This is a genomic window from Paenibacillus profundus (genome assembly GCF_021369635.1).
Taxonomy (GTDB): domain Bacteria; phylum Bacillota; class Bacilli; order Paenibacillales; family Paenibacillaceae; genus Paenibacillus_B; species Paenibacillus_B profundus.
Window position 1 is genome coordinate 478,935 of the sequence record NZ_JAJNBZ010000002.1, and the last position, 23,823, is coordinate 502,757.

Genomic DNA, 23,823 nt, shown 5'->3' on the forward strand with positions numbered 1-23,823 from the left:
TTATTCTCATCCCAATGACTTGGATTCAACAGCGACGGAAGTGGATACGCCCGCCATTCTTGTTACCTTTTCACCTGTTTTCGAGTTTCTCGACAAGCTCAAGGACACAGCCATATTCAGGCATGTGTCCTTGTTTGCTGTTGCGACTGTGAGTGCTGCTGCCGATACTGTCCCGGTGTCATCCCTTCCTGCTTCTTGAACAAGCGGTTGAAGTATGGGGGCTGGTATCCGGCCGATTCGGCAATTTCGTTAATTTTCATATCGGTGGTCAGCAGCAGTCCCTTGCATTTGTTCATCTTGATCGCAGTCAAATAATCGATGAAATTTTGTCCTGTCATCTGTTTGAAGGCTCTGCTTAATTGCGAGGTGCTAATTCCTGCCTCTGCTGCGCACGTTTCCAGCGAAAGGTCACACATATAGTCCTGTTCAATGCGTTCAAGCAGTTCTTCCACTACCTGCTTCATCGGCGCGTTGTAGCTGCGTTTGATCGAGGCGCTATAGGGCTGAATGATTTTGGTGCGGAACCAGCTGAGCGACGCTTTCGTATCGCGCAGTCCACCCAATTCTTCCTGCCAGCTTAAGCCAAATACGGCATAAGGGTTGTGCCCGAGCTGAAGCAGGGAACGGTGAATGCTGCCGATGAGCCTCATCAAGCCTTCGTGAACCATCCATTCTGCGCCGCCACTTGCTTGCAACGCGGTAACGAATCGCTCCAGACTCTCCATTGCTTCCTCTTCAAGCCCCATATTCAGTGCATGAATGATTCCAAGCTCTAAATCTACAGGAGACTCGATCGGATTAGGAGAGTGCGCCAATACGTGCTCCGCTTCGAGCAGTTGGTTGTTCAGCCCGAAGTTTCGGTAGCTGATGGCGCGCCGCGCTTGCTCCATACCGTGCGGGAGATCGATCCATCTATCCGTGACCCGACTCGCCACAATCGTAACATAGACGCGCAGCGTATGGTGGAGCGCCCGCATCAGGCGGTCGCCCAAGGACAATATCCGACGATGCGACTCCTCAAGCCCACCCTCCTTCGCCATAAACAAGATGAGCCCGAAGGAACCGTCCAAAAAGTTCATGACGTGCACATGCTCGCACTCTGCCTCCTCCATGGACAGCTCCTGCACTACATTGATCGAGGCGTAGGTCAGGAGATGCACGTCTTTATCAGACATCGGCGTACGCGCTTCCTCCGCATTGTGCAATTGGACGACGACAGCTGCGAAGCGCCGGCCTTCGATGTCCAGTTCAAGAGAACGAAGCTTCTCCTTAATTTCTGCTTCTTCCAACGTAATGGCTTGTCCTTGCACGAATTGATTAATGTAAGCTTCACGCATGGATGGTATCGCTAAATTCCACTGCTCCTGCAGTGATTCATTGGCGAAATGGTACTCCTTCCACTCCTGTTCAATATAATCCAATTCGTTGCGAATGCCGCTCTCCGGCGTGCGCCAAGAGCTGACCATCTCCATGACGCGGCGAATCGGATTGTAAATGCGGCGCGAAGCGAACCAACTGACGAACAATGCCGCGGCCAGTGCAATGCAAGAGAGCAGTATCATTAATTGCGTGTACGGCTGCGTCGGAGAGGTAACGACCGATAGAGGGGTCGCGGATACGTAAGCCCACGTTTCCCCGAGCGTGTTGAACGAAGCGGTCTTGACCAGATATGTTTCTCCGTCCAGCTTCACCTCAACATCCCCGTCCTGCTGCGGAGTGTTGGCATGAGGCCGCTCCTTTCGAATCACTTGCATCAGTTTCTCATCCATTATGTTAGTAGTGGAGCGGGCAGCGATATTGCCGTTTCCGTCCAAAATAAAAGATTGCCGATCGGCAAGGGAGAAGACGTGCAGCTTTGCCGGGTTAATAAAAATGACGATCGCGCCGTAGGCGTCGGCGCTGCTGTTGTAAGGCAATTTCATGACGATGGCATGCTTGGTTCCTGCTTGACCGAAAGGGCGGGCAAGGCCGTGAGTCCAATACATATCGGGAGACGGATCAAGCAGCCCGGACCATTGTCTGGTGACTTCCGGCTGCTCCAGCTGCCGGACACCGAGACTCGGATGCAGCAATTTATTTTGTTTTTTTACATACAAATACACTTGATCGATGAGCGGCACCGCATTTTCAAGCACGGACAAGGTCGACAAGATCTGCTCTGTCTCCTCAAATCGATCGACGAAGTTCATGTCGGCAATGGTTGAGCGGAATTGGGGCTTCACCGCCATATGTGATACGAACGTAACCAATTGGGAGAATTGCTCGTCCACTTGATTGGCCACATCATTGAGCTCCAACTGATGCTTGTTGTGAAACTGCTTCACGAGATGCGCATTGCCGGCATACAAAAAAGCCGAACAGATGACGGCAATGGGGACGCAAGTCAGCACAATGGCGAGCATGAGGCTTCGCCAATATAGCATTCCTTTGGATTGTAGACGGTCGATCAAGCTTGCTTTCACATATCACACATCCTTGGACGTTATGAGCTTTTTACTATTGTAAAACAATCCTTTAGCATTGAAAAGGCTTTCATCATGAAATAAAACCGTTGTGAGAACACCTGTGTTGAAGCCTTTCGAAGAGGGGCAATCGCGTGTAGAGGCAGGTTTATAAGCCTAAGGAAGCTTGGATCTCGCTTGGTCAAAAAAGTGCAATCGGAGGAAATCGTTGTTCCGGAAGTAGCGTGCGCAGCGATCAAGATCTATCTGGAAACCGCATAACAGCGCGTAAAGCTGGATGATTTTACTCTGTTGCAGCGCAGTCTTAAACGATACGGCAAAAAATTCAAATTGCAGGCAATGATGATAGCGTTTACATTTTATTTACTGACATGGATGCAATGAAATTAACATGCAATGAAATGACGCAGAGGACAAACAAGCAGCAGAAGAGAGGGATGGCATATGACCGCAAGCAACTTGCCACAGGATAGAGCTATGGAACGACCGGGCGCAGCAATGGAACCGGACAAACCGCAAAGCAAACCAGAAGGCAAGTATTCGCTATTATGGAAGGACGTCCGGCGCGATAAATACTTATACTTTCTGGCTCTGCCGGGTATTTTGTTTTTTATTATATTCAAATATATTCCGATTACGAATCTGGTCATCGCATTCCAGGATTATTCGCCTTACTTCGGGGTATTAGACAGTCCTTGGGTAGGGTTCGAGCATTTTGCAAGGTTTTTCGCGCATGATGACTTTTACATCTTATTGCGCAATACGCTTGGCATCAGTTTGATGAATTTGGTGTTCTTTTTTCCGGCGCCGATTATTTTATCGCTCATGTTAAATGAAGTGCGCAATGCCATCGTGAAGCGGACCGTGCAGTCGCTTATTTATATCCCGCATTTCCTGTCGTGGGTGCTCATTTCAGGTCTGACCTTCCTTATGTTCTCGCAATCGGAAGGTCTGGTGAACAAAGCGCTCGTCAGTATGGGAAAAGACACGTTCGACCTGCTGACCAACCCGGATTATTTCTGGGGCCTGCTGACTGCGCAATCGATTTGGAAGGAAATCGGGTGGGGGACGATTATTTTTCTCGCCGCCATCGCGGGTATTGATCCGCAGCTGCATGAAGCGGCTGTCATGGACGGGGCGGGCCGCATGCGCCGCATCTGGCACATTACGCTGCCAGGCATGCGCAACGTCATTATCATCCTGTTCATCCTGCGGCTCGGCGCCATTATGGACACGGGCTTCGAGCAAATCTATCTGATGATGAACGCGGCGGTTTCCAATGTGGCAGAAGTGTTTGACACGTATGTGTACCGCATCGGAATTAAGCAAGGCGAGTTCAGTTATAGTACCGCCATCGGTCTATTCAAGTCGATTGTGGGTGTCATACTCGTCGTATCTGCCAATAAGATCGCCAAGAGATTCGGTCAAGATGGACTATATTAACAAGCTGGGAGGAGACGAACGATAATGGCGGACAAAGGCTGGCGCGACCGCGTCTTCAACATTACGAATATTACGGTGCTCATTCTGATTGCTTTGGCGACCGTATTTCCGATTTATTATACGATTGTTCTGTCCTTTACAGACCCGACGGAATATTACAGCAAGCCGCTTATTCTGTTTCCGGAAAAATGGACCTTGGATGCATACCGATACCTGCTCTCCAACGGGTTGTTCGTCAGCGCGCTCGGGGTCAGCACATTTCTGGCTACGGTTGGAACAGCGCTCAGTCTAATCGTGACGGCAGGGCTTGCCTATGCGTTGTCGCGCAAGCGGCTTCGGTTCCGGCGTGCAATGATGTTCCTTATCTTGCTGACGTTTCTGTTCCAGCCAGGCTTGGTGCCAGCTTATCTCATCGTCCGCAACTTAGGTCTAATCGACAGCATCTGGTCGTTAATCCTGCCCAGCTTGACGAGCGGCTGGTATGCCTTGCTAATGAAAGGCTTCTTCGACAGCATACCGGACAGTCTGGAGGAGGCGGGACGAATTGACGGCTGTAACGAAATCGGCGTCTTCTGGCGCATCATGCTGCCGTTGTCGCTGCCTGCGCTTGTCGCTTTCGGTTTGTTTTTTGCGGTAGGTTATTGGAACACCTACTTCAATGCCTTGATGTACATCAACGATCAGAACAGATGGCCGCTGCAGGTTCTGCTGCAAAATATGCTGGTAGATCCGTCGACGATGGGCGGAGGAGCGGGGGTCGAGAGCTTCCGTGCCAATCGGCAAATGCCGACCGAGACGCTCAAAATGGCTGCCGTTGTCATTGCGACGATTCCGATTATGCTTGTATATCCGTTTTTACAGAAGCATTTTGCGAAAGGCGCCATGGTCGGCTCCTTGAAGGAGTAGCTCCTGAAAGCAGTGCCCTTACCGGAAGATGGTTCGACGTCAGTCTAACCTATACATGAAGGTGCAAGTGGAATTAAGTATAAAAGGGAGGTCGCTATTATGAAAAAATGGCTAAAAACGACGTTTCTGCTCACGCTGGCAGGCTCATTGCTGATGACCGCATGCGGAAACAACAACGCCAGCGACAACGGCGGTGTGACCAACATTAAAACTCAGGTAATTAACTATGCGCCGGAGTTTATCGGTCCGGACAACCCGCTCTGGCAGGAATTCGAGAAGCGGACGAACACGAAGCTGAACATTACATGGCTCAGTCCGACAACGGCAGAGGACAAAATTAACGTAATGCTCGCATCGGGGGACTTGCCTGATTTGACCTACGTCGAGACGCTCGACAATTCACAGCTGCGCAAAATGATTGATCAAGGCGTGTTCTGGGATTTGACAGAGCTGCTGAAGGAATATCCGAACTTAAACCGCGAGGAATTCGAGGTGATGTGGCGGGATTCCAAAATCAACGGCAAAAATTACGGCGTTCCACGTTATTACCCGGCATACGGCGGAGGAATATTCCCGATGTTCCGCAAGGACTGGCTTGATAAATTACAGCTGCAAGTGCCTGCGAACGTAGATGAATTCCGGGAAGTGCTGAAGGCGTTCAAGACGATGGATCCGAACGGCAACGGACAGGCGGATGAGGTGCCATATGCAACGACGCCTGCTTCATTGGGCTTTCTGTACAACGTATTCAATGAGACGCAAGGCAGCTGGAAGCTGAAGGACGGCAAGCTCGTGCCTATAATTACAGAAGACGCTTCTCGTGACGCATTGCTTTACATTAAACAGTTGTTTGATGATGGATTGCTTCCTCCGGATTTCGCCATTATGAAATTTTCACAAGTGACCGACTTAATTCGCAGCGGCAAGGCAGGGGGCGTCGGGTATTCGATGAATCAGGCGTGGATTCATACGGAATTCATCCGCAAGACCGATCCGAATGCAGACTTGATTCCGCTCGCTTCGATTGAGAACAAAGCGGGAGTGAAATATACGCCTTCTGGTGTCCCATATTACGGTGTATTTCTGATACCGAAAAAAGTGCCGGAAGACAAGGTGAAGAAGATTCTCTCCTTCCTGGATTACGGATACGGGCCGGAAGGAAACACGCTTGCCTTCTACGGTGTGAAGGACGTACACTATAAGGAAGATAATGGAAATAAAATTCCGACGGATCAAGCGAAGAAGGATATGGTCGGGGATGGCAACATGGCCTCCATCTTCCACTTGGTCAGCGACGATATGGCGATTAGCGCTATCGGAATGCCGGATGATTTCTACAAGCGCAACGTTGACATTGTAACGGAGCGGAAGAAAGTCGATGTACCGCAGCCGGACCGCGGCCTGTTCTCTGAGAAATTCAATCGGTATTTCCCTGATATTCAGAAGAAGGTCGACGACATGCGCACGAAGGTCATTATCGGGAAGGAAACGATCGAAGCGTATGATAAGCTGATTGAGCAGCTTCGCAACGATGCGCAATTAAAGGAAATTACAGATGAGATGAACGAATACTATGCGAAGCGCCAAGCAGAGCTGTAGACGATCGAAGCACCTACAATAGGGAGATGAGGACACGTGCAACAAGTTACAGCGATCGTGATTGGAGCAGGGGATCGGGGAGCCCGAGCATATGCCCCTTATGCATTGGATAATATGCATGAGTTCAAGATTGTGGGCGTGGCCGATCCGAACTTAGAGCGGCGGCGCAGCTTTGCGGAAGCGTTCGAGCTGCCGGAGTCGCAGCAGTACGATTCGTGGGAATTGATTCTTGGGGAGAACAAGCTGGCTGATGCAGCTATCGTCTGCACACAGGACCGGATGCACTATGAGCCGACGTTGCGCGCACTCGAGCTTGGCTACCACGTGCTGCTCGAGAAGCCAATGTCGCCGGAGCCGAAGGAATGCGTTGAGATGGAGCTAGCCGCCAAGCGTCATAACCGGCTGCTCACGATATGCCATGTGCTGCGGTATACACCGTTCTGGACGGCAATGAAGCGTGAGATCGATCGTGGCGCGATTGGGGATATCATCTCCATCCAACTCAATGAGAACGTCGGGAACATGCACATGTCGCACAGCTTCGTCCGCGGCAACTGGCGCAACAGCGATCAGTCGAGCCCGATGATTTTGCAGAAATCGTGCCATGATATGGACATCCTGGCTTACTTGATGAATGAACCGTGCGTGCGCCTCAACTCCTTCGGTTCCTTGATGCATTTCCATGAAGGCAACAAGCCGGAAGGAGCGCCTGCGCGCTGCATCGAAGGGTGTCCGGCGGAGGCAAGCTGCCAATATCACGCGCCGCGCTATTATTTGGGCGAAGGGATCGGCTGGGCACGCAAAATTACGGATAACTATACGAAGGAAGGTATTGTGAAGGCGCTATGGGAAGGTCCTTACGGCAAATGCGTCTATCAGACCGATAACAACGTCGTCGACCATCAGGTCGTCAATATGGAGTTCGCGAGCGGGGCGACGGCGATGTTCAGCATGTGCGGCTTCACGCACGACAACACGCGCATCGTACAGGTGATGGGCACCAAGGGAGACATCCGCGGCAATATGGAGGATGACGGCTTCGTCATTCATGACTTCGTAACGAAGGAAGAGCGGACGATTAAGGTGCACACGCCGGAGACGGGACATGGCGGCGGCGACTCCGGCATCGTGCGTGCGTTCCTCCAGGAAGTGCGCAGCTTCGGACACAGTGCGGATGAGAGCTTGTCGTCGGCAACCGTTTCTGTGCGCAGCCACCTGATGGCATTCGCAGCGGAGAAGTCCCGCCTGAACGGCGGGCAGGCGATCGATTTGCAAGCGATGTATGACGATCTTGCGGGGCAGCCGACCGCATAATCGTTTATATGTATAAGTATAAGAAGCAAACATGCCCTAGCAATGGGATGCGTGTCTGCTTCTTTTTTTGCGTATACCATTATATAGCAGATAAAATACAAGAAATTAGCAGATGAAATACAAGAAAGGGCCTTGATACAATGATTGTAACGTTTTCAACTTATGTATAAAATAAACATTGGCCGCATTGAGAACGAACGGGGGAGAGAATTCATGCAAATTATTCAGGGAACGGCACTGTTGTTGCTTGTATTATCCTTGTTCAGTTTGTTCAGCTTCAAGGCTCCGAACGGTATGAAAGCGATGGGGGCATTGGCCAATGCTGCCGTGGCGAGCTTTCTCGTCGAAGCGTTTCACAGTTATGTTGGCGGCGATATGCTGCAGATCGGATTTTTGAAAGATGTGGGCGTCGCTGCAGGCGGCATGGGCGGCGTTGCTGCCGCGGCTCTTGTCGCGCTTGCGATGGGCGTATCTCCGGTATATGCCATGATGCTGGGAGTGGCGTGCGCCGGACTTGGCTTGCTGCCGGGCTTCATCGCAGGCTATCTTGTCTCATTCCTTGTGACGCGGTTCGAGAAAAAGGTGCCAGCCGGCCTCGATTTGATTGCCTGCATTGTCATTGCGGCTCCGCTCGCAAGAGGCGTTGCGGTGCTGATAAGTCCGCTCGTTGATATGACCCTATTGAATATCGGCAGCATTATTGCGGCCACGGCAACGGACAACCCGATAGTGATGGGCGTTATATTGGGAGGGGTCATTACGGTTGTCGCTACGGCTCCGCTCAGCTCGATGGCGCTGACGGCAATGCTCGGCTTGACGGGGCTGCCGATGGCGATTGGGGCACTGGCAGTGATGGGCTCGTCCTTCATGAACCTTGTCTTCTTTCACCGGATGAAGTTCGGTGACCGCCGAACGACGATAGCGGTAGCGATTGAGCCGCTTACGCAGGCGGATATCATTTCCGCCAACCCGATCCCCGTATATATCACCAACTTTATAGGCGGGGCCGCGGCAGGAGTCGTCGTGTCTCTATTCGGACTGATCAACAACGCGACAGGCACAGCGACGCCGATTGCCGGCTTGATGGTCATGTACGGCTTCAACGATCCGCTCCCGGTGACGATCGCGGCTGCCTTGTGCGCCCTTGCTGGAGCAACTGCGGGATGGCTTGGATCCATCGTGTTCCGCAATTACCCGATTCGTACCGTTTTGGATGTCAGGGGCGTGCCGTCGACTCAAGGAAGCAGCAATGGCACAGTGTAGCAAGAGTAGGGAAAAAGGATAGATTGCTTGTGGCCCGGCGACGACTGTGTCGGCCGCAGTCACGCGAACGCCCCCGTGCGGCAGAGAAGCTGCGCGGGGGCGTTTTATTGTAATCGGTCATCACTACTCTACTTAAGAGTCTGGTAGTACGGTCATGTGGAATTTATAAAAAATCGGGATAGGTGATGCTCTCGGAAAGGATAAGTATGACAGTTCCATCCCTTGCTTCACTCTCCCCTTTATTCAGAATAGCAGCAGCAACCTCTTCCTTTCAAACGAGAACAGGTTGACAGTCTTTCGTACAATGGCCTTTAGCAACACTCTCCCATACTGTCAGGAGGGGGGCGGGGATAAGGGTACATGCCGATCCGTGAAAGATATTATTTCCTGATGGCTCGATCCTGATTGCAGTGAATATAGAGTCGGTTCATGGGCGTGACGCCTCCTGATGGAAGTGAACACAGAGTCGAACATTGGTGTGACGCCTCCTGATGGAAGTGAACCCAGAGTCGAACATTGGTGTGTCGCCTTCTGAAGGAAGGGGAGAATGAAGAAAAGGCTCGGATGCAATGCATCTCTTCCAGTCTGACAGGCCCATGTTCTAACACAAGAAGACGGAAGATGGGTTATTAGAGTAGATAACGGCAGATTTCATATTGTTGAACCTGATGGAAGTCAAGCTGTAACATCGCATAAAAGCCCAAGTAGAAATACTAATATGAGAATTCAAGATGGTAGATGGAGAAGGCCTAGTGAACAAGAACTTGAACATTTTATAACTATCTTTTCTGATAATGAGAAGTGGTAACAAAGAGCCTTTTTTAGGAGGGCGTAAGGGCAGAGAATCATTTGCGTGAAAGCTCGAAATGCCGTGAAACGATCGGGTGGAAGTTAATGTCTATAACTTTCATCACATTTTGAATTTAAAATGTGTCTAAATATTGACACTGTTTATGACTCCGTGATATTATAACGTTAAAATAACGCACTATCAAAAAAACGTATTATAATTTCACTGACCATCCTCATGACAAACACCGAATCCGTGTTACGCACTCCATCACGAAATCTGCACGATTTCCAAATCTTTTATGCAACCTACCCACATCATGTCTACAACCTGCAAAGGGTACAGCTTTCACAACAAAGAAAGCGTATACAATTATGAACCATTGTTCAAATGAACGAATCAGCCAGAGCGATCCTGTCTTCATTCCGACAATTATTTGAGCTCGAGCAAGCGGAACTTCCTGCCCAGATGACTGCAAGATTTTCTTTCCACTCAGACAACTCGCCGATACGATTTTGTTAATTAATTACTTTGAAAGCGCAAACAATTACAATTTAAATGGTAAAGGAGCGAGCTTGGATGAAACAACTTTTTTCTATTCTCGCCGTCTGTTCTTTGCTGCTGTTGGCTGCATGCGGGGCCTCTAACGAGCCTGCGGCAACAGGCAAGCAAAACGACGAAAACGACGGGAAGAAAGTAGTCAAAATCGGTATCGCGCAGTTTGCGGAGCATCCTTCGCTGGATGCGGCGAGAACGGGCTTTCTGCAGGCGCTGAAAGATGCCGGGTACAAAGAAAACGACAATTTGCAAGTGGATATGCACAATGCTCAGGGAGACATGAACAACAACATGACCATTGCACAGAAGCTCGTCGGAGATAAGAACGATCTCATCCTGGCGATTGCCACGCCAACTGCGCTGGCGGCTGCAAAAGCGACGAAAGATATTCCGGTCCTATTCACGGCCGTTACCGATCCGGTCGCATCAAAATTGGTCAAGAGTCTGGAAGAGCCAGGAGGGAATGTGACGGGCACGCGGGACACGAACCCGGAAGCGATTAAGAAGACGATGGAAACGATGAAGAGATTTTTCCCCGATGCTAAAAAAGTAGGGGTGATATACAACTCCGGGGAACAGAATTCCGTCGTCAACATCGCCAATGTCAAGCAGGTGCTGCAAGGCGGAGGGCTGGAAACCGTTGAAGCAACGGTTACGAACAGCTCGGAGGTGAAGCAGGCTGCCGATTCGTTGGTGGGTCGCGCGGATATCATCTATCTGCCTTCGGACAATACCGTGATTTCGGCTCTGAGCTCGGTCGTGTCGGTGGCGAACGACAAGGATATCCCGTTGTTCTGCGAGAGCAGCGAATCCGTCGGACAGGGCGCTTTCGCATCGGTGGGATTCCAGTACTACGATTTGGGATATACGACGGGCAAGATGGCGGTAGAGGTGCTGAAGGGCGCATCACCAGCCCAAATCCCTGTCCGTTTCTCGGAACAGCTCGATCTCATGATTAATCCCAAAGCAGCGGAAGAACAAGGAATTACGTTGACGGAGGACATGAAGCAAGGCGCAATCCTGATAGAGAAATAAATCGGAGCAATAAATCGTTCCATTTTTAGGAGGATGCTATCGTGCTGTATGCGCTGACGGGTTCTGTTGAAGCAGGGGTCATTTACGCGTTGATGGCTCTGGGCGTTTACTTGACGTTTCGAATTCTCGATTTTCCCGACCTGACCGTCGACGGCAGCTTTGCCACCGGCGGGGCTGTAGCGGCGGTCATGATTACCAATGGATATTCCCCTCTGCTCGCGACGTTAGGCGCGATGCTGGCGGGATGCGTGGCAGGCAGCGTAACCGGGCTGCTTCATACGAAGGGCAAAATCAATACGCTGCTGTCCGGGATTATTTCGATGATTGCTTTGTATTCGATCAACTTGCGGATTATGGGAAAGGCCAACACGCCGCTATTGGGCGCGGACACGTTGTTTACGGAAATTTCATCCTTCCTCTCCAGTCTGCAACCGCTCTCGATTCTGGCGGCCGTAGGGGTGTCCGTTCTATTAATCAAATGGGCAATCGACTGGTTTCTCGATACGGAAATAGGCTTGGCCATCCGTGCGACCGGCGACAATACGAAGATGATCCGCAGCTTCTCCGCGAACACCGACAACATGAAGATTATCGGGCTGAGCCTCTCCAACGGTTTGGTAGCGTTGTCAGGCGCCTTGATTGCGCAGTATCAAGAATTTGCGGACATCTCGATGGGAATCGGTATCATCATTATCGGATTGGCTTCAGTCATTATGGGCGAAGCAATCTTTGGTCATTCCTCGATTCGACGGGCGACCTTCGCCGTTATCGGCGGCGCAATCGTCTATCGCTTGATTATTATGTTCGCGCTCCGCATCGGGCTCGATCCGAATGATTTAAAGCTGCTGACCGCCATTATTGTGGTGATTGCGCTCGTGTCGTCACGGATGATTGATACGTGGAAAGACAGACGGGTGCGGACGCCGAAGGAGGAGCCGCTTGCGGCGGCCGGCCAAGGAGCAAGGGGGGAGAGCCATGCTGAAACTTAACGGGATCCGCAAAGTGTTCAACCGCAGGACGGCGAGCGAAAAAATAGCTCTGCAAGAGATCAATCTGACACTTCATCCCGGCGACTTCGTCACGATCATCGGCTCCAACGGAGCTGGCAAGTCCACGCTGATGAACATCATCTCCGGGGGAATGGCGCCAGACTGCGGAACGATCGAAATCGACGGCGAAATGGTGACCGGCCTGTCCGAATACGAGCGTGCGCGGAAGATCGGGCGCGTGTTCCAAGACCCGATGGCAGGAACGGCGCCGACGATGACGATCGAAGAGAATTTGGCGGTGGCGTTCTCCCGCGATAGGAGACGCACCTTGCACAGGGGCGTGGACAAGAAGCGCAAGGAGCTGTTCCGTGAATATTTGGCATCGCTTCATCTTGGGCTGGAACACCGGCTGACGGCGAAGGCGGGCCTGCTGTCCGGCGGCGAGAGGCAGGCGCTCAGCCTGCTGATGGCGACGTTCACGCAGCCGAAGGTGCTGCTGCTGGATGAACATACGGCAGCGCTTGATCCGGCGCGGGCGCAGCTGATTACAGCGCTGACCAGGGAAGTGGTGGAGCGCTCCAAGTTTACCACGCTAATGGTCACCCACAACATGCAGCAGGCCATCGAACTGGGCAACCGCTTAATTATGATGGACGCCGGCCAGATTATTCTGGATGTGCCGGAAGAGGAGAAGAAGCATTTGACTATTGAAGATTTGCTGAAGAAGTTTGCACTGTTGAAAGGTGTAGCGGATGACCGCTTACTCTTGGGTTAGATGAACGGAAAGCTGAAAGGAGCGATGGGAATGATTCATAGTCAGGGGCATTCGCTGACCCCGCTTATCGAGGAAATGGAAGAAATGGCGATGAAGCACGACAAGCCGCGCGGGCTGCTTGAGCCGTATCAGGTGCTGACGCCGGATGGGGAGCTTCGCCATGGAATCGAGGGGGAAATTGACGAGGCTCTGATGGTGAAAATGTACGAAAACATGGTGCTGGTGCGGATGTTCGATCGGAAGGCAGTCAACCTGCAAAGACAAGGCAGGATGGGCACCTATGCTCCATATGAAGGGCAGGAGGCTTCGCAAGTGGGCAGCGCGATGGCGCTGTCTCCTGAAGATTGGCTGTTCCCCAGCTACCGCGATCACGCCGCCGCGATTACGCATGGGCAGTCGCTCAGCCGTGTCCTCCTGTATTGGATGGGGCATATGGAAGGATCCGTCAGTCCGGAAGGCCGAAAAATAATGCCGCCGTGCGTCCCGATTGCCACTCAGCTGACGCATGCTGTAGGAACGTCTTGGGCCGCCAAGCTGAAAGGGGAGAAGCAGGCAAGCATCGCTTATTTTGGCGAAGGAGCGACCTCGGAAGGAGACTTCCATGAGGCATTGAATTTTGCCGGAGTATACCAAGCGGCAACTGTCTTCTTCTGCCAGAACAACGGATATGCGATCAGCGTGCCGTTCCACGCCCAGTCCGCTTCGCGGACGATTGCCCAACGCGCGGCCGCTTACGATATGGCAGGGGTTCGGGTAGATGGCAACGATATATTTGCCGTATGGCTGACGGTCCGGGAAGCGATTGAGCGAGGCTTGAGCGGGGGAGGTCCGACACTGATCGAGGCGGTTACGTTCCGCTACGGGGCGCATACGACGAGCGATGATCCGAGGAAATATCGCGATCAGGCGCGGCTTGCCGCGGAATGGCGGGAACTGCGAGATCCTGTGCAGCGGCTGCAGCTGTATCTTCAGAAGCGGGGGTTATGGAGCGAGAAGGACGAGGAACAACTGCTGGAGCGGGTCACCGGCCTGATCGAGGATGCGGTCGCCGAAGCGGAGAGCTATCCCAAATCCAAGCCTGCAGATATGTTCAAGCACGTGTGCGCCGAGACGCCTTGGCCCGTTGCCGAGCAGCAAGAACAGAGCGGGCTCCGTGCGGAAAGGCAAGGTGAATCATGAGTCGCAGTTTGACGATATTGCAAGCGGTAACCGAAGCGCTGGACCAGAAGCTGGCCGATGATGGGCGCGTCATCCTGATGGGGGAAGACATCGGCGTCAACGGCGGCGTATTCCGGGCGACCGACGGACTGTTCGGCAAGTACGGCGAAGATCGGGTTGTCGATACGCCGCTGGCTGAAGCCGGAATTATCGGTTCGGCTATCGGGTTTGCGCTGAACGGCTTGGTCCCTGTAGTCGAAATTCAATTTTTGGCCTTTATTTATCCCGGCTTTGAACAAATTATTTCCCATGCGGCGCGGATGCGCTATCGAACCCGGGGGCAGTTCAACGTCCCCATGGTCATACGCACGCCTTACGGAGCGGGGATCCGCGGTCCAGAGCTGCATTCGGAGAGCGTTGAAGCGTTTTTTGTCCATACGCCCGGGCTCAAGGTGGTCGTGCCGAGCAATCCCTATGATGCCAAAGGCTTGTTAATCAGCGCGATTGAGGATCCCGACCCGGTCATTTTCCTCGAGCCGGCCCAGATCTACCGCGCATTCAAAGCAGAGGTGCCGGAGGAGATGTACCGCGTTCCATTGGGCAAAGCCAGCATCGTTCAGGAAGGCAGCGATGTGACGATTATTTCGTGGGGAGCCATGATGCGTGTGGCGCTCGCGGCCGCCCAGCAGATGGAGCAGGAGAAGGGCTGGTCATGCGAAGTGCTCGACCTCCGCTCGCTTTATCCGCTGGATCGGGACACGATTGCCGAATCCGTCAAGAAGACGGGCCGCGCCCTCATTGTCCACGAAGCGCACAAGACGGCCGGTGTCGGCGCAGAAATTATTTCGCTAATCAATGACGAGGCACTCATGTATCTACGGGCTCCGGTAAAGCGAATTACCGGATTCGACGTGCCGGTTCCGCAGTTTTCGCTCGAAGACTTCTACGTTCCGACGGTAGAGCGGGTGAGGCATGGAATCGCAGATACGATCCAGTTCTGACCGTTGTAGAGGAGGAAGAACGCGAATGATGGAGTTTAAGCTCCCTGATGTGGGAGAAGGCATTCACGAAGGGGAAATCGGCAAATGGTTGATTAAGGAAGGAGAGCGGGTCAACTGCGACCAGCCGATTGTCGAGGTGCTGACGGATAAAGTGAACGCCGAATTGACCGCTCCGGCAGGGGGAGTGGTACGTAAGCTGATGTTTGCCGAAGGGGATAAGGTCGAAGTGGGCGATATCTTATTTCTCCTTGACGAAGAAGGGAGGGTGACCCTCGGCGGGATAGGGAAAGCGGAGCAAGCTGCCGCTACGTCGCCGCCTGCTGCGCCACCGGCAGCTGAACCACGCATTGCTCCCGTCGACCCGCCAAGGCGGGCCCGGGCTGCGCCTTATGTCCGCCAGCTCGCGCGGCAACTCAAGATCGACATTGAACAGGTGGCGGCTGCTGGAGCGGACGGCCGCATAACCGAAGAGGATCTGAAGCGTTATATAGACACCCGGGAAGAGGACGAATTGACGTTCGTGGCATCTGAAGCAACTGTTGCGGGCCAAGACGGCTCTGTCGGAGACGTCGCTCTACAAGCGCTCCAGTTATCCCGGCCACAAGTGAAATCGGTATCCGCCTCCAGGATCGAGAGCGAAGCGCCGCCGCTCTGTGCCGAAGAGCGAATTCCGCTGCGGGGCGTGCGCCTGAAAATCGCAGAACGGCTGGTCAAAGCAGTGACAATCATCCCCCACGTCACACAGGTGGATGAGCTGGAAGCCGATGCGCTGCAAGCGCTGCGGGAACGACTGCAAGGAATTGCGGCCGAGCGGCAGGTGAAATTGACGTACTTGCCGTTTTTTATCAAGGCGCTGGTCATCGCCCTCAAGGAATTCCCGGCCTTCAACGCTTCGCTTGACGACGGGAGCAAGGAAATCGTATTGAAGCGCTACTACCATATCGGAATTGCGACCGATACGCCAGACGGTCTGTTCGTCCCCGTTATTCGGCATGCCGACCGGAAGACGATCTTTCAATTGGCGGAAGAAATCGCCCGCTTGACGTTGCAGGCACGGGAAGGAAAGCTGACGCTTGAGCAGATTACGGGCGGCACCTTTACGATTAGCAACGTCGGGCCGATCGGGAGCTTGCTGGCCACCCCGATTATCAACCATCCGGAAGCGGCCATTCTGGCGCTGCACAAGATGGAGCCGCGCATGGTCGTGCGCAACGGGGAAGGCGTCATTCGGCTGATGATGAATATGGCGCTGTCGTTCGACCACCGACTGATCGACGGCGCGGACGCGATCCGTTTTACCAATCGCATGAAGCGGCTGCTTGAGCATCCAGACTTGCTATGGGCGGAGATGGTATAGATGGTAGTCGGCGAAATTGCAGTAGAAACGGATGTCGTCGTCATTGGCGGAGGACCGGGCGGCTATTCAGCGGCCATTAGGCTGGGACAGCTGGGGAAATCCGTCGTGTTGGTGGAAAAAGAGGAGCTAGGCGGTGTCTGCCTCAACTCGGGATGCATTCCGTCCAAAGCGTTGATTCATGCAGCCGGTCTGCTCTATGACGCGAAATCAGCGGCCAAGATGGGAATTCGGACGGAAGCGGATGCGCTCACCTTCGATTTAACAGTCTGGCAGGATTGGAAATCCGGCATAGTCCGCCGGCTGCGCGGCGGGGTCGAGCAATTGTGCGCCGCCAACGGCGTAACGGTCGTGAAGGGCAGCGCCGTCTTCCTGTCTGCCGATCGCATCGGGGTGGAATCGGAATCTGGCTTTGAAACTTACAAGTTCCGGCAGGCAATCGTCGCAACTGGTTCGCGGCCGCACATCCCTTCGTTCGCGAAAGCGGGTGAGCCGCGCATCCTGACCTCGACGGATGCGTTGGATGAGGCCCAACTGCCCGGCAGTCTGGCGATTGTCGGCAGCGGATACATCGGCATTGAATTGGGCATGGCCTTCGCCAAGCTGGGCTGCAAGGTTACGCTCATCGAGCGAGAGGAACGAATTCTACCGCTCGTAGACGTCAGCCTCGTCGAGGAGGTGAAGAGGCGCGCCCGTAAGCTGGGCATGACCATCAAGACGTCGGCGACGGTGCGGACTGCCGTCGCGCATGACGACCGCGTCGAGCTGCACGTGGACTCGCAGCGGCATGGGGAGGAAGTCATCGTCAGCGACAAGGTGTTGGTGACGATCGGGCGCGTTCCGAATACGGAGGCGATCGGCCTAAGCCAGGCGGGAGTCACCGTGGATGAACGCGGCTATGTGGAGGTAGATGCGGAGTGCCGTACCAATGTGAGCCATATTTTTGCGATTGGCGACATTACGCCTGGTCCCGCTCTGGCCCATCGCGCCGCGAAGCAGGGCACGGTCGTCGCAGAGGTTATCGGCGGGCTGCCGAGCGCTGTGGATTCGCCGTATGTTCCGTACGTCATCTTCTCTGATCCCCAGATTGCCGGGGTCGGGCTCACACGCGAGGAGGCCGAACGGCAGGGGATGAAGGTGAAGACAGGGCGATTCCCGTTCCGAGCCAACGGATATGCGCTTGCTGCCGGGAAGACGGACGGCTTCGCCGAAGTGGTCGTCGATGCGGACTCCCACCTGCTGCTGGGAATGCATGCGGTAGGGGCGGATGCCGCCAACCTAATCAGCCAAGGCGCGTTGGCGCTCGAATTGGCAGCCAAGGCGGAAGACGTGGCCCTTACAGTGCATCCGCACCCGACGCTTAGCGAAGGCTGGCTGGAAGCGGCGGCTGCCGCCTTGGGGCATGCCATACACATCGTTAATGAAAGGAGGCTGGAGCATGAGTAATCGAACGGACCCGGATAGAGCGCTGGACAACGAGCGATTGGCGAAATTTCTGGAGCGGATTGATCGGGGTGACAAAATTGAGGCTGACGATTGGATGCCTGACGATTACCGCAACCAGTTGATCAAGCTCATATCGATGCACGGCGTGAGCGAAATTATGGGGGCGCTCCCCGAGAAGGAATGGGTGCCGAAGGCGCCGACCCTGCGCCGCAAGCTGGCGATTATGGCCAAGGTGCAGGATGAAATGGGGCACGGTCAGCTGCTGCTGCGTGTCGTGGAGGACCTGCTCGCGCCGCTTGGCAAAAACCGCGACGATCTGCTGCAGGATCTGTTCTCGGGAAGGTTGAAATTCCACAACGTTTTCCATATGGAGGCTCCTACGTGGGCGGATGCCGGCGTCATTGCCTGGCTCGTGGACGGAGCGGCGATCATCACCCAGACGATGTCGCTGGAAACGTCCTACGCGCCGTATGCCCGCGCGCTCCAGCGCATCTGCGCGGAGGAGAAGTTCCATGCCCAGCACGGAGAGAGCATTGTGCTGGAACTGGCCGAAGGGACTCCGGCACAGCGGCAAATGCTGCAGGACGCCGTGACCCGCTGGTGGCCGTCCTTGCTGATGTTTTTCGGCCCGCCGGAAGGCGGCACCGTATCAAGCAATCAGCTTCTGAACATGCGCTACAAGATTCGATCGCAGACGAATGAAGAGCTGCGGCAGGTATTTTTCCATAAATATGTGCATCGTATTTACCACCTTGGCTTGACTCTTCCGGATGACACGATCCGTTATGACGAAGCAGAGGGCGTCTGGCATTACCAGCAGCCCGATTGGGATCGGTTCGTGCAGATTGTACGGGGCAACGGACCGTGCTCGGCGCAGCGGCTGCGGCTGCGGAAGACGTCATACGAAGAGGCAAAATGGGTGCGTGACGCGATGTTGGCGGCACCGCGCGCAGAACATATGGCAGGAGGAAGGTTATGAACAGCGCACACGAGGACCAGTTTACCGTCTACGAGGTGTTCAGCCAGAAAAATCCGGCTTCCGGCTTCGTGCACCAGTTCAGCTTGCTGGCGCCCAACCATGAGGCGGCGCTGCTGATGGCGCGGGAGAACTTTATGCGCCGCGAGCCCTGCATCAATATTTGGGTCGTGAACCGTGAAGATATTCATGGACTGACCCCGGAAGAGCGCACAAGCCTGGAGCGTCTGGACAACAAGAGCTATCGCGAGACCAAGGGCTACGGCGATGTGCAGGCCAAGTGGCGCCGCCACAAAGAAGCGTATGAGAGCAAAGCGGCTTTCACGCAGAAAGGGGGCTGACATGTCCGAACATTCATATGTGGAGACGGCTGAAGAGGCCAGGCGGAACCCGGAATATGTGCGGGCTTTGCAGGAATTGTTGTTTCAGGCGGCAGATGACGATTATATTTTGGCCTACCGGGGGGCGGAGTGGTTAGGGCTGGCCCCCCACATCGAAGAGGATGTCGCATTCTCTTCGATGTCACAGGACATGATGGGGCATGCGGCGATGCTGTACGAGATGCTGGAGGAACTTGGAGCCGGCAAGGCGGATGATCTGGCGCACATGAGGAGCCCGGATGCGTTCCGCAACGCGATTATCATCGAGCGTCCCAACGGAACGGGCGATTATGCGGACCAGCCGCATTATGACTGGGCGTATGCGATTGCCCGCTACAGTCTGTATGGTGTTTTCAAGCAGATCCGGCTGGAGGCATTGGCGTATTCTACTTATGTTCCGTTGGCGCAGGCTGCGGGGAAAATGCAGCGCGAGCATCACTATCATGTGCGGTATTGGCACATGTGGTTCAAGCGGCTGGCGAGCAGCACGGACGATGCGCGTGCCAGACTGAATGCGGCATTGGAGCAGGTATGGAGCGACATCGGCGAGTTGTTCTTGCTCGGCAGAGCGTCGGCGTCAATCGTTGGCTTCGGTCTGATCGCGGGCGAGGACGATATATCACAGCGGTGGATGAATGCGACGCGGAACATGTTCGCGTCGAATGGGATCGATTGGCCGGGGGATTGGGGCGTTCCCGTGCAGAAGGGGCGCGAAGGGCAGCATACGGACGATCTGGCACAGGCCGTCAGCACCTTGTCGGAGGTATACCGGCTGGACCCGGCTGCCAGCTGGTAAAGGGGGGGAGTTCCATTGGTGCATGATACGCCGGTGCTGCAGGAGGAGCTGATCTGGCAGCTGCTGCAGGAGGTCAAAGATCCGGAGATTCCCGTCATCAGCATGATCGAGATGGGGATGATCCACAAGGCGACCGCCGAGAACGGCGTCGTTGCCGTCGAAGTGCTGCCTACGTTCGTCGGCTGTCCGGCCTTGGACATCATGAAGAACAGCATTAACGAGAAGCTGCGTCCGGTCGCGGGTGTGCGCGAGGTGCAGGTCAGCTTCGTGCTGCAGCCTGCATGGACATCCGACCGGATTAGCGACGAAGGCAGGGAGAAGCTGCGTTCATTCGGCATCGTTCCGCCGCCGCGCGGATGCCAGCCGGGCGATCCTTGGGAAGTGCGCTGTCCTTACTGCGATTCCCCTTACACGCGGCTGGACAATTTATTCGGGCCTGCGGCTTGCCGCAGCATCTTATATTGCAAGCAATGCAAAAATCCGTTTGAAGCGTTGAAATCAATCTAAGCGTCTATGTACGCCAGGGATAATCGGGAGGGAAGGGTATCATGGAAAAAAGCATGCAAACAGTGCAAGTGAAGTCGATGTTCGTCAACGGAGAGTGGGTGCAGGCGGAGGGCGGCGACACGCTGCGCGTCATCAACCCGGCAACGGGCGAGGAAGCAGGGACCGTCAGCTACGGCGACGCGAGAGATGCCAAGAACGCCATTGAAGCGGCGCATCAAGCATTCAAAGACTGGTCGCGCTTGACCGCACGCGAGCGCTCGAAATATCTGTACAATCTGTACGAGTTGGTTCGCAGCCACCGCGATGAACTGGCGGGCATCATTTCGGCCGAAATGGGCAAGCCGCTGCGGGAAGCCAAGGGCGAGGTGCTTGGGGCAGCCGACAACTTCATGTGGTATGCGGAAGAAGCGAAGCGCGTATATGGCGAAACGATCCCGTCATCGGTGCCCAACAAGCGTATCATGGTCAACCGTCAGCCTGTCGGCGTCGTGGGTGCCATCACCCCGTGGAATTTCCCGGTCAACATGGTGGCCCGGAAGATTGCGCCAGCGTTGGCAGCGGGCTGCACCGTCGTCCTGAAGCCTGCGGAAAGCACGCCGCTCAGCGCGATTCGGCTGTTCGAATTGATTGAGCAAGCCGGCTTCCCGAAGGGAGTCGCCAATCTGGTTATCGGCAATCCGGAGTCTGTCGGGCAGGAAATGACCGACAACCCCAAAGTGCGCAAAATCGCCTTTACCGGCTCAACGCGCGTCGGCAAGCTGTTGATGGAGGGAGCGGCCAAGCACGTCCAACGGGTCAGCCTTGAATTGGGCGGGCACGCGCCGTTCATCGTGTTCGATGATGCGGATCTGGACGCGGCTGTCGCGGGATTATTCGAGAGCAAATTCCGCAACTCCGGACAGATGTGCATCTGCACGAACCGCCTGTACGTGCACGAGTCGGTAGCGGAGGCCTTCAGCGGGAAGCTGATCGAGCGGCTGAAAAAGGCGAAGGTAGGCGACGGACGCAGCAAGGATACGGAAATCGGGCCGCTTATCAACCAACGTGCGCTCGATAAGGTGCTGCGCCACATCCGGGACGCCGAAGACAAAGGCGGGCGGGTCGTGTTCGGCGGCCAGCGGCTGACCGAGGGCGAATACGGCAAAGGCTTCTACTGCGAACCGACCGTTATCGCAGATGTAACCAAGGAGATGGATATTGCCAACGAAGAAACGTTCGGTCCGGTCGTGCCAATCATGCCGTTTACAGACGAAGCCGCCGTCATTGGCATGGCCAACGATACGACATATGGATTGGCAGCATATGTGTATACGCAGAATAACAGCCGCTGCTTCCGGATGGCCGAAGAGCTGGAATACGGCATCGTCGGGATTAACGATGGTTCCCCGACCCAGACCCAAGCGCCGTTCGGCGGATGGAAAGAAAGCGGAATTGGACGCGAGGGCGGCCGCCATGGGCTGGAAGCGTTCTTGGAGACGAAGTTCGTTTCGTTCGGCATTTAAAATATTTCGAGTTATGAGGGAGGAAATGACAATGGTCAAATTGATAGCTATTTATCGCAAGCCGGAAGATATGGAGGCTTTTGATCAACATTATTTCAACACACATGCGCCGCTCGCGGCCAAGATGCCCGGCCTGGTGAAAATGGAAGTGGGTAAAATCTACGGTTCGCCCGGAGGCGAAAGCGATCTGCACCTGGTTGCGGAGATGTATTTTGAATCGAAGGAAGCCTTGAAGGCGGCGCTGTCGTCCGCAGAAGGCCGGGCATCGGGGAAGGATCTGATGGGATTTGCCGGCAAGGTTGTGTCGATGCATATGGCGGAGGTTCATGAGTGAGCCGTTCGCCTAATCGCAACCGATTTAATGATCTACTCGGGATAGTAGTCATGCAGCTGCATGACGATGGTTGCATTTTACAGCTGAAAATTCGGCCCGAGTTCCATAACAGTATCGAAGGCGTCGTTCATGGCGGCGTCACCAACGCATTGGCTGACGCCGCCATGGGTCATGCTGCTGCACCCCCGGTAGACGGGGTGCAGCAGTGTGTGACCGTGGAAAGCAAAATCAATTATTTGTCCCCGGCAACAGGGGAACTGCTCGTCGCGGAGTCCAAGGTGTTGAAGCGCGGAGGCAAGCTGATTGTGACGGACGCCCGAATTACCTGTGACGGCAAGCTCGTCGCGTTTGCCTCTGGGACTTATGCGCGCGTTCGGCCGAACGGGCGGGAGTAAGCGGCGACAATACGGATAGCGGAAGGACAATTGGGCATGGAGCATATGGAGCAATCAATAATCAAGTTGGAACAGCACGGCCAGGTGGCGATCATTACGCTGAACCGGCCTGATGAGCTGAACGCGTTCAATTATGCGGCGTTGGTACGTCTGAGCGAGGTCGTTGAGGAAATCCGGCAGAACCCGCAACACATTCGCGCCGTCATCGTCACGGGAGCAGGCCGCGCGTTCAGCGCGGGGGCCGATCTGAAGGAGCGGCGCACGCTGAATGACCAGCAGGTGCGTCGCAACGTGCGCGCGATCCGCAACGTGTTCACCGCCGTGGAGCAGCTTCCCCAGCCGACGATCGCGGCAGTGAACGGGTATGCCTTCGGCGGCGGCTTTGAGCTGGCGCTTGCGTGCGACTTTCGCTATGCCGTCCAGGATGCACGCATGGGCCTCACCGAGGTGAGCCTGGGCATCATTCCCGGTGCGGGCGGAACGCAGCGGCTGCCGCGGCTCATCGGCCCGGCGAGAGCGAAAGAGCTGATTCTGACCGCCCGCAAAATTACCGCCCCGGAAGCGCTTCAGCTTGGGCTTCTGGGCGGGGTGGCGGAGGATACGGAACGGCTGCGTAAGATGGCGCTGGCATTGGCGGACGAAATTATCGCTAACGCGCCGCTTGCCGTCTATCAGGCGAAATATGCGATTGATCGGGGTGGCAGCGTTGATCTGCATACCGGCTTGGAGCTTGAGGCACAGGCATATGAATTGATGATCCCAACGAAGGATCGGGCGGAGGCCCTGTCTGCTTTTGCGGAGAAGCGAAAGCCTGTCTTCCGTGGGGAGTAGGAGGGAAAG

At 54.7% G+C, this 23,823-nt stretch carries 21 protein-coding genes; 20 read left to right on the forward strand and 1 reads right to left on the reverse strand.

The window, feature by feature from the left end; all coding sequences use genetic code 11:
* Window positions 1-116: 116 nt before the first annotated feature.
* Complete coding sequence (locus LQV63_RS05105) at window positions 117-2,462, reverse strand: helix-turn-helix domain-containing protein (RefSeq protein ID WP_233695887.1); 2,346 nt, start codon at window positions 2,460-2,462, stop codon at window positions 117-119.
* 498 nt (window positions 2,463-2,960) lie between these two features.
* Here LQV63_RS05105 and LQV63_RS05110 point away from each other — a divergent pair, with 498 nt between their 5' ends.
* From LQV63_RS05110 to LQV63_RS05205, 20 genes are all read left to right on the forward strand, one after another.
* On the forward strand, window positions 2,961-3,905 hold the full coding sequence (locus LQV63_RS05110) for an ABC transporter permease (RefSeq protein ID WP_233695923.1): 945 nt from the start codon (window positions 2,961-2,963) through the stop codon (window positions 3,903-3,905).
* Between the two features lie 24 nt (window positions 3,906-3,929).
* Window positions 3,930-4,811, forward strand: a complete 882-nt coding sequence (locus LQV63_RS05115; RefSeq protein ID WP_019421012.1) for a carbohydrate ABC transporter permease — start codon at window positions 3,930-3,932, stop codon at window positions 4,809-4,811.
* A gap of 99 nt (window positions 4,812-4,910) precedes the next feature.
* Window positions 4,911-6,410, forward strand: a complete 1,500-nt coding sequence (locus LQV63_RS05120; protein WP_233695888.1) for an extracellular solute-binding protein — start codon at window positions 4,911-4,913, stop codon at window positions 6,408-6,410.
* A 36-nt stretch (window positions 6,411-6,446) separates the two neighbouring features.
* Window positions 6,447-7,724 carry a Gfo/Idh/MocA family protein gene (locus LQV63_RS05125; RefSeq protein WP_233695889.1) on the forward strand — a complete coding sequence of 426 codons (1,278 nt, stop codon included), beginning with the start codon at window positions 6,447-6,449 and terminating at the stop codon, window positions 7,722-7,724.
* A gap of 213 nt (window positions 7,725-7,937) precedes the next feature.
* Window positions 7,938-8,987, forward strand: coding sequence for a PTS sugar transporter subunit IIC (locus LQV63_RS05130; RefSeq protein ID WP_233695890.1), 1,050 nt, complete (start codon window positions 7,938-7,940; stop codon window positions 8,985-8,987).
* Window positions 8,988-10,356: 1,369 nt separating this feature from the next.
* Window positions 10,357-11,370 (forward strand): ABC transporter substrate-binding protein, encoded by a 1,014-nt coding sequence (locus LQV63_RS05135; RefSeq protein ID WP_019421016.1) that lies wholly within the window; start codon window positions 10,357-10,359, stop codon window positions 11,368-11,370.
* A gap of 41 nt (window positions 11,371-11,411) precedes the next feature.
* A complete protein-coding gene (locus LQV63_RS05140) occupies window positions 11,412-12,359 on the forward strand; it encodes an ABC transporter permease (protein ID WP_233695891.1) in 948 nt (315 codons plus the stop codon).
* The gene (locus tag LQV63_RS05145) at window positions 12,346-13,134 is read left to right on the forward strand and encodes an ABC transporter ATP-binding protein (protein WP_026011019.1); all 789 of its coding nucleotides are present in this window, start codon (window positions 12,346-12,348) and stop codon (window positions 13,132-13,134) included. The genes LQV63_RS05140 and LQV63_RS05145 overlap by 14 nt, the downstream gene beginning before the upstream one ends.
* A gap of 75 nt (window positions 13,135-13,209) precedes the next feature.
* The gene (pdhA, locus tag LQV63_RS05150) at window positions 13,210-14,313 is read left to right on the forward strand and encodes a pyruvate dehydrogenase (acetyl-transferring) E1 component subunit alpha (RefSeq protein ID WP_407672892.1); all 1,104 of its coding nucleotides are present in this window, start codon (window positions 13,210-13,212) and stop codon (window positions 14,311-14,313) included.
* Window positions 14,310-15,293, forward strand: a complete 984-nt coding sequence (locus LQV63_RS05155; protein ID WP_019421020.1) for an alpha-ketoacid dehydrogenase subunit beta — start codon at window positions 14,310-14,312, stop codon at window positions 15,291-15,293. Before pdhA ends, LQV63_RS05155 begins: the two co-directional genes overlap by 4 nt.
* A gap of 25 nt (window positions 15,294-15,318) precedes the next feature.
* Window positions 15,319-16,650 (forward strand): dihydrolipoamide acetyltransferase family protein, encoded by a 1,332-nt coding sequence (locus LQV63_RS05160; RefSeq protein WP_233695892.1) that lies wholly within the window; start codon window positions 15,319-15,321, stop codon window positions 16,648-16,650.
* Window positions 16,651-18,093, forward strand: coding sequence for a dihydrolipoyl dehydrogenase (lpdA, locus tag LQV63_RS05165; protein ID WP_233695893.1), 1,443 nt, complete (start codon window positions 16,651-16,653; stop codon window positions 18,091-18,093).
* Entirely contained in the window at window positions 18,086-19,072 is a 987-nt protein-coding gene (gene paaA / locus LQV63_RS05170; RefSeq protein WP_019421023.1) for a 1,2-phenylacetyl-CoA epoxidase subunit PaaA, read from the forward strand. The genes lpdA and paaA overlap by 8 nt, the downstream gene beginning before the upstream one ends.
* The gene (gene paaB / locus LQV63_RS05175) at window positions 19,069-19,410 is read left to right on the forward strand and encodes a 1,2-phenylacetyl-CoA epoxidase subunit PaaB (protein WP_019421024.1); all 342 of its coding nucleotides are present in this window, start codon (window positions 19,069-19,071) and stop codon (window positions 19,408-19,410) included. Before paaA ends, paaB begins: the two co-directional genes overlap by 4 nt.
* A 1-nt stretch (window position 19,411) precedes the next feature.
* Window positions 19,412-20,245: a 1,2-phenylacetyl-CoA epoxidase subunit PaaC gene (paaC, locus tag LQV63_RS05180; RefSeq protein ID WP_233695894.1), complete on the forward strand. Its 834-nt coding sequence runs from the start codon at window positions 19,412-19,414 to the stop codon at window positions 20,243-20,245.
* 15 nt (window positions 20,246-20,260) lie between these two features.
* Window positions 20,261-20,752: a 1,2-phenylacetyl-CoA epoxidase subunit PaaD gene (gene paaD, locus LQV63_RS05185; RefSeq protein WP_233695895.1), complete on the forward strand. Its 492-nt coding sequence runs from the start codon at window positions 20,261-20,263 to the stop codon at window positions 20,750-20,752.
* Between the two features lie 41 nt (window positions 20,753-20,793).
* Window positions 20,794-22,254 carry an NAD-dependent succinate-semialdehyde dehydrogenase gene (locus LQV63_RS05190; protein ID WP_019421027.1) on the forward strand — a complete coding sequence of 487 codons (1,461 nt, stop codon included), beginning with the start codon at window positions 20,794-20,796 and terminating at the stop codon, window positions 22,252-22,254.
* Between the two features lie 31 nt (window positions 22,255-22,285).
* On the forward strand, window positions 22,286-22,588 hold the full coding sequence (locus tag LQV63_RS05195; RefSeq protein ID WP_019421028.1) for an EthD family reductase: 303 nt from the start codon (window positions 22,286-22,288) through the stop codon (window positions 22,586-22,588).
* Window positions 22,585-22,983, forward strand: a complete 399-nt coding sequence (locus LQV63_RS05200) for a PaaI family thioesterase (protein WP_019421029.1) — start codon at window positions 22,585-22,587, stop codon at window positions 22,981-22,983. Before LQV63_RS05195 ends, LQV63_RS05200 begins: the two co-directional genes overlap by 4 nt.
* A gap of 45 nt (window positions 22,984-23,028) precedes the next feature.
* Window positions 23,029-23,814: an enoyl-CoA hydratase-related protein gene (locus LQV63_RS05205; protein ID WP_233695925.1), complete on the forward strand. Its 786-nt coding sequence runs from the start codon at window positions 23,029-23,031 to the stop codon at window positions 23,812-23,814.
* Window positions 23,815-23,823 lie beyond the last annotated feature (9 nt).

Bases quoted from the DNA above. Each gene is read 5' to 3' on its own strand.
- LQV63_RS05110 (WP_233695923.1), top strand. From the start codon at position 2,961: ATGGAACCGGACAAACCGCAAAGCAAACCAGAAGGCAAGTATTCGCTA.
- LQV63_RS05115 (WP_019421012.1), top strand. From the start codon at position 3,930: ATGGCGGACAAAGGCTGGCGCGACCGCGTCTTCAACATTACGAATATT.
- LQV63_RS05120 (WP_233695888.1), top strand. From the start codon at position 4,911: ATGAAAAAATGGCTAAAAACGACGTTTCTGCTCACGCTGGCAGGCTCA.
- LQV63_RS05130 (WP_233695890.1), top strand. From the start codon at position 7,938: ATGCAAATTATTCAGGGAACGGCACTGTTGTTGCTTGTATTATCCTTG.
- LQV63_RS05135 (WP_019421016.1), top strand. From the start codon at position 10,357: ATGAAACAACTTTTTTCTATTCTCGCCGTCTGTTCTTTGCTGCTGTTG.
- LQV63_RS05145 (WP_026011019.1), top strand. From the start codon at position 12,346: ATGCTGAAACTTAACGGGATCCGCAAAGTGTTCAACCGCAGGACGGCG.
- pdhA (WP_407672892.1), top strand. From the start codon at position 13,210: ATGGAAGAAATGGCGATGAAGCACGACAAGCCGCGCGGGCTGCTTGAG.
- LQV63_RS05155 (WP_019421020.1), top strand. From the start codon at position 14,310: ATGAGTCGCAGTTTGACGATATTGCAAGCGGTAACCGAAGCGCTGGAC.
- LQV63_RS05160 (WP_233695892.1), top strand. From the start codon at position 15,319: ATGATGGAGTTTAAGCTCCCTGATGTGGGAGAAGGCATTCACGAAGGG.
- lpdA (WP_233695893.1), top strand. From the start codon at position 16,651: ATGGTAGTCGGCGAAATTGCAGTAGAAACGGATGTCGTCGTCATTGGC.
- paaA (WP_019421023.1), top strand. From the start codon at position 18,086: ATGAGTAATCGAACGGACCCGGATAGAGCGCTGGACAACGAGCGATTG.
- paaB (WP_019421024.1), top strand. From the start codon at position 19,069: ATGAACAGCGCACACGAGGACCAGTTTACCGTCTACGAGGTGTTCAGC.
- paaC (WP_233695894.1), top strand. From the start codon at position 19,412: ATGTCCGAACATTCATATGTGGAGACGGCTGAAGAGGCCAGGCGGAAC.
- LQV63_RS05190 (WP_019421027.1), top strand. From the start codon at position 20,794: ATGGAAAAAAGCATGCAAACAGTGCAAGTGAAGTCGATGTTCGTCAAC.
- LQV63_RS05195 (WP_019421028.1), top strand. From the start codon at position 22,286: ATGGTCAAATTGATAGCTATTTATCGCAAGCCGGAAGATATGGAGGCT.
- LQV63_RS05205 (WP_233695925.1), top strand. From the start codon at position 23,029: ATGGAGCAATCAATAATCAAGTTGGAACAGCACGGCCAGGTGGCGATC.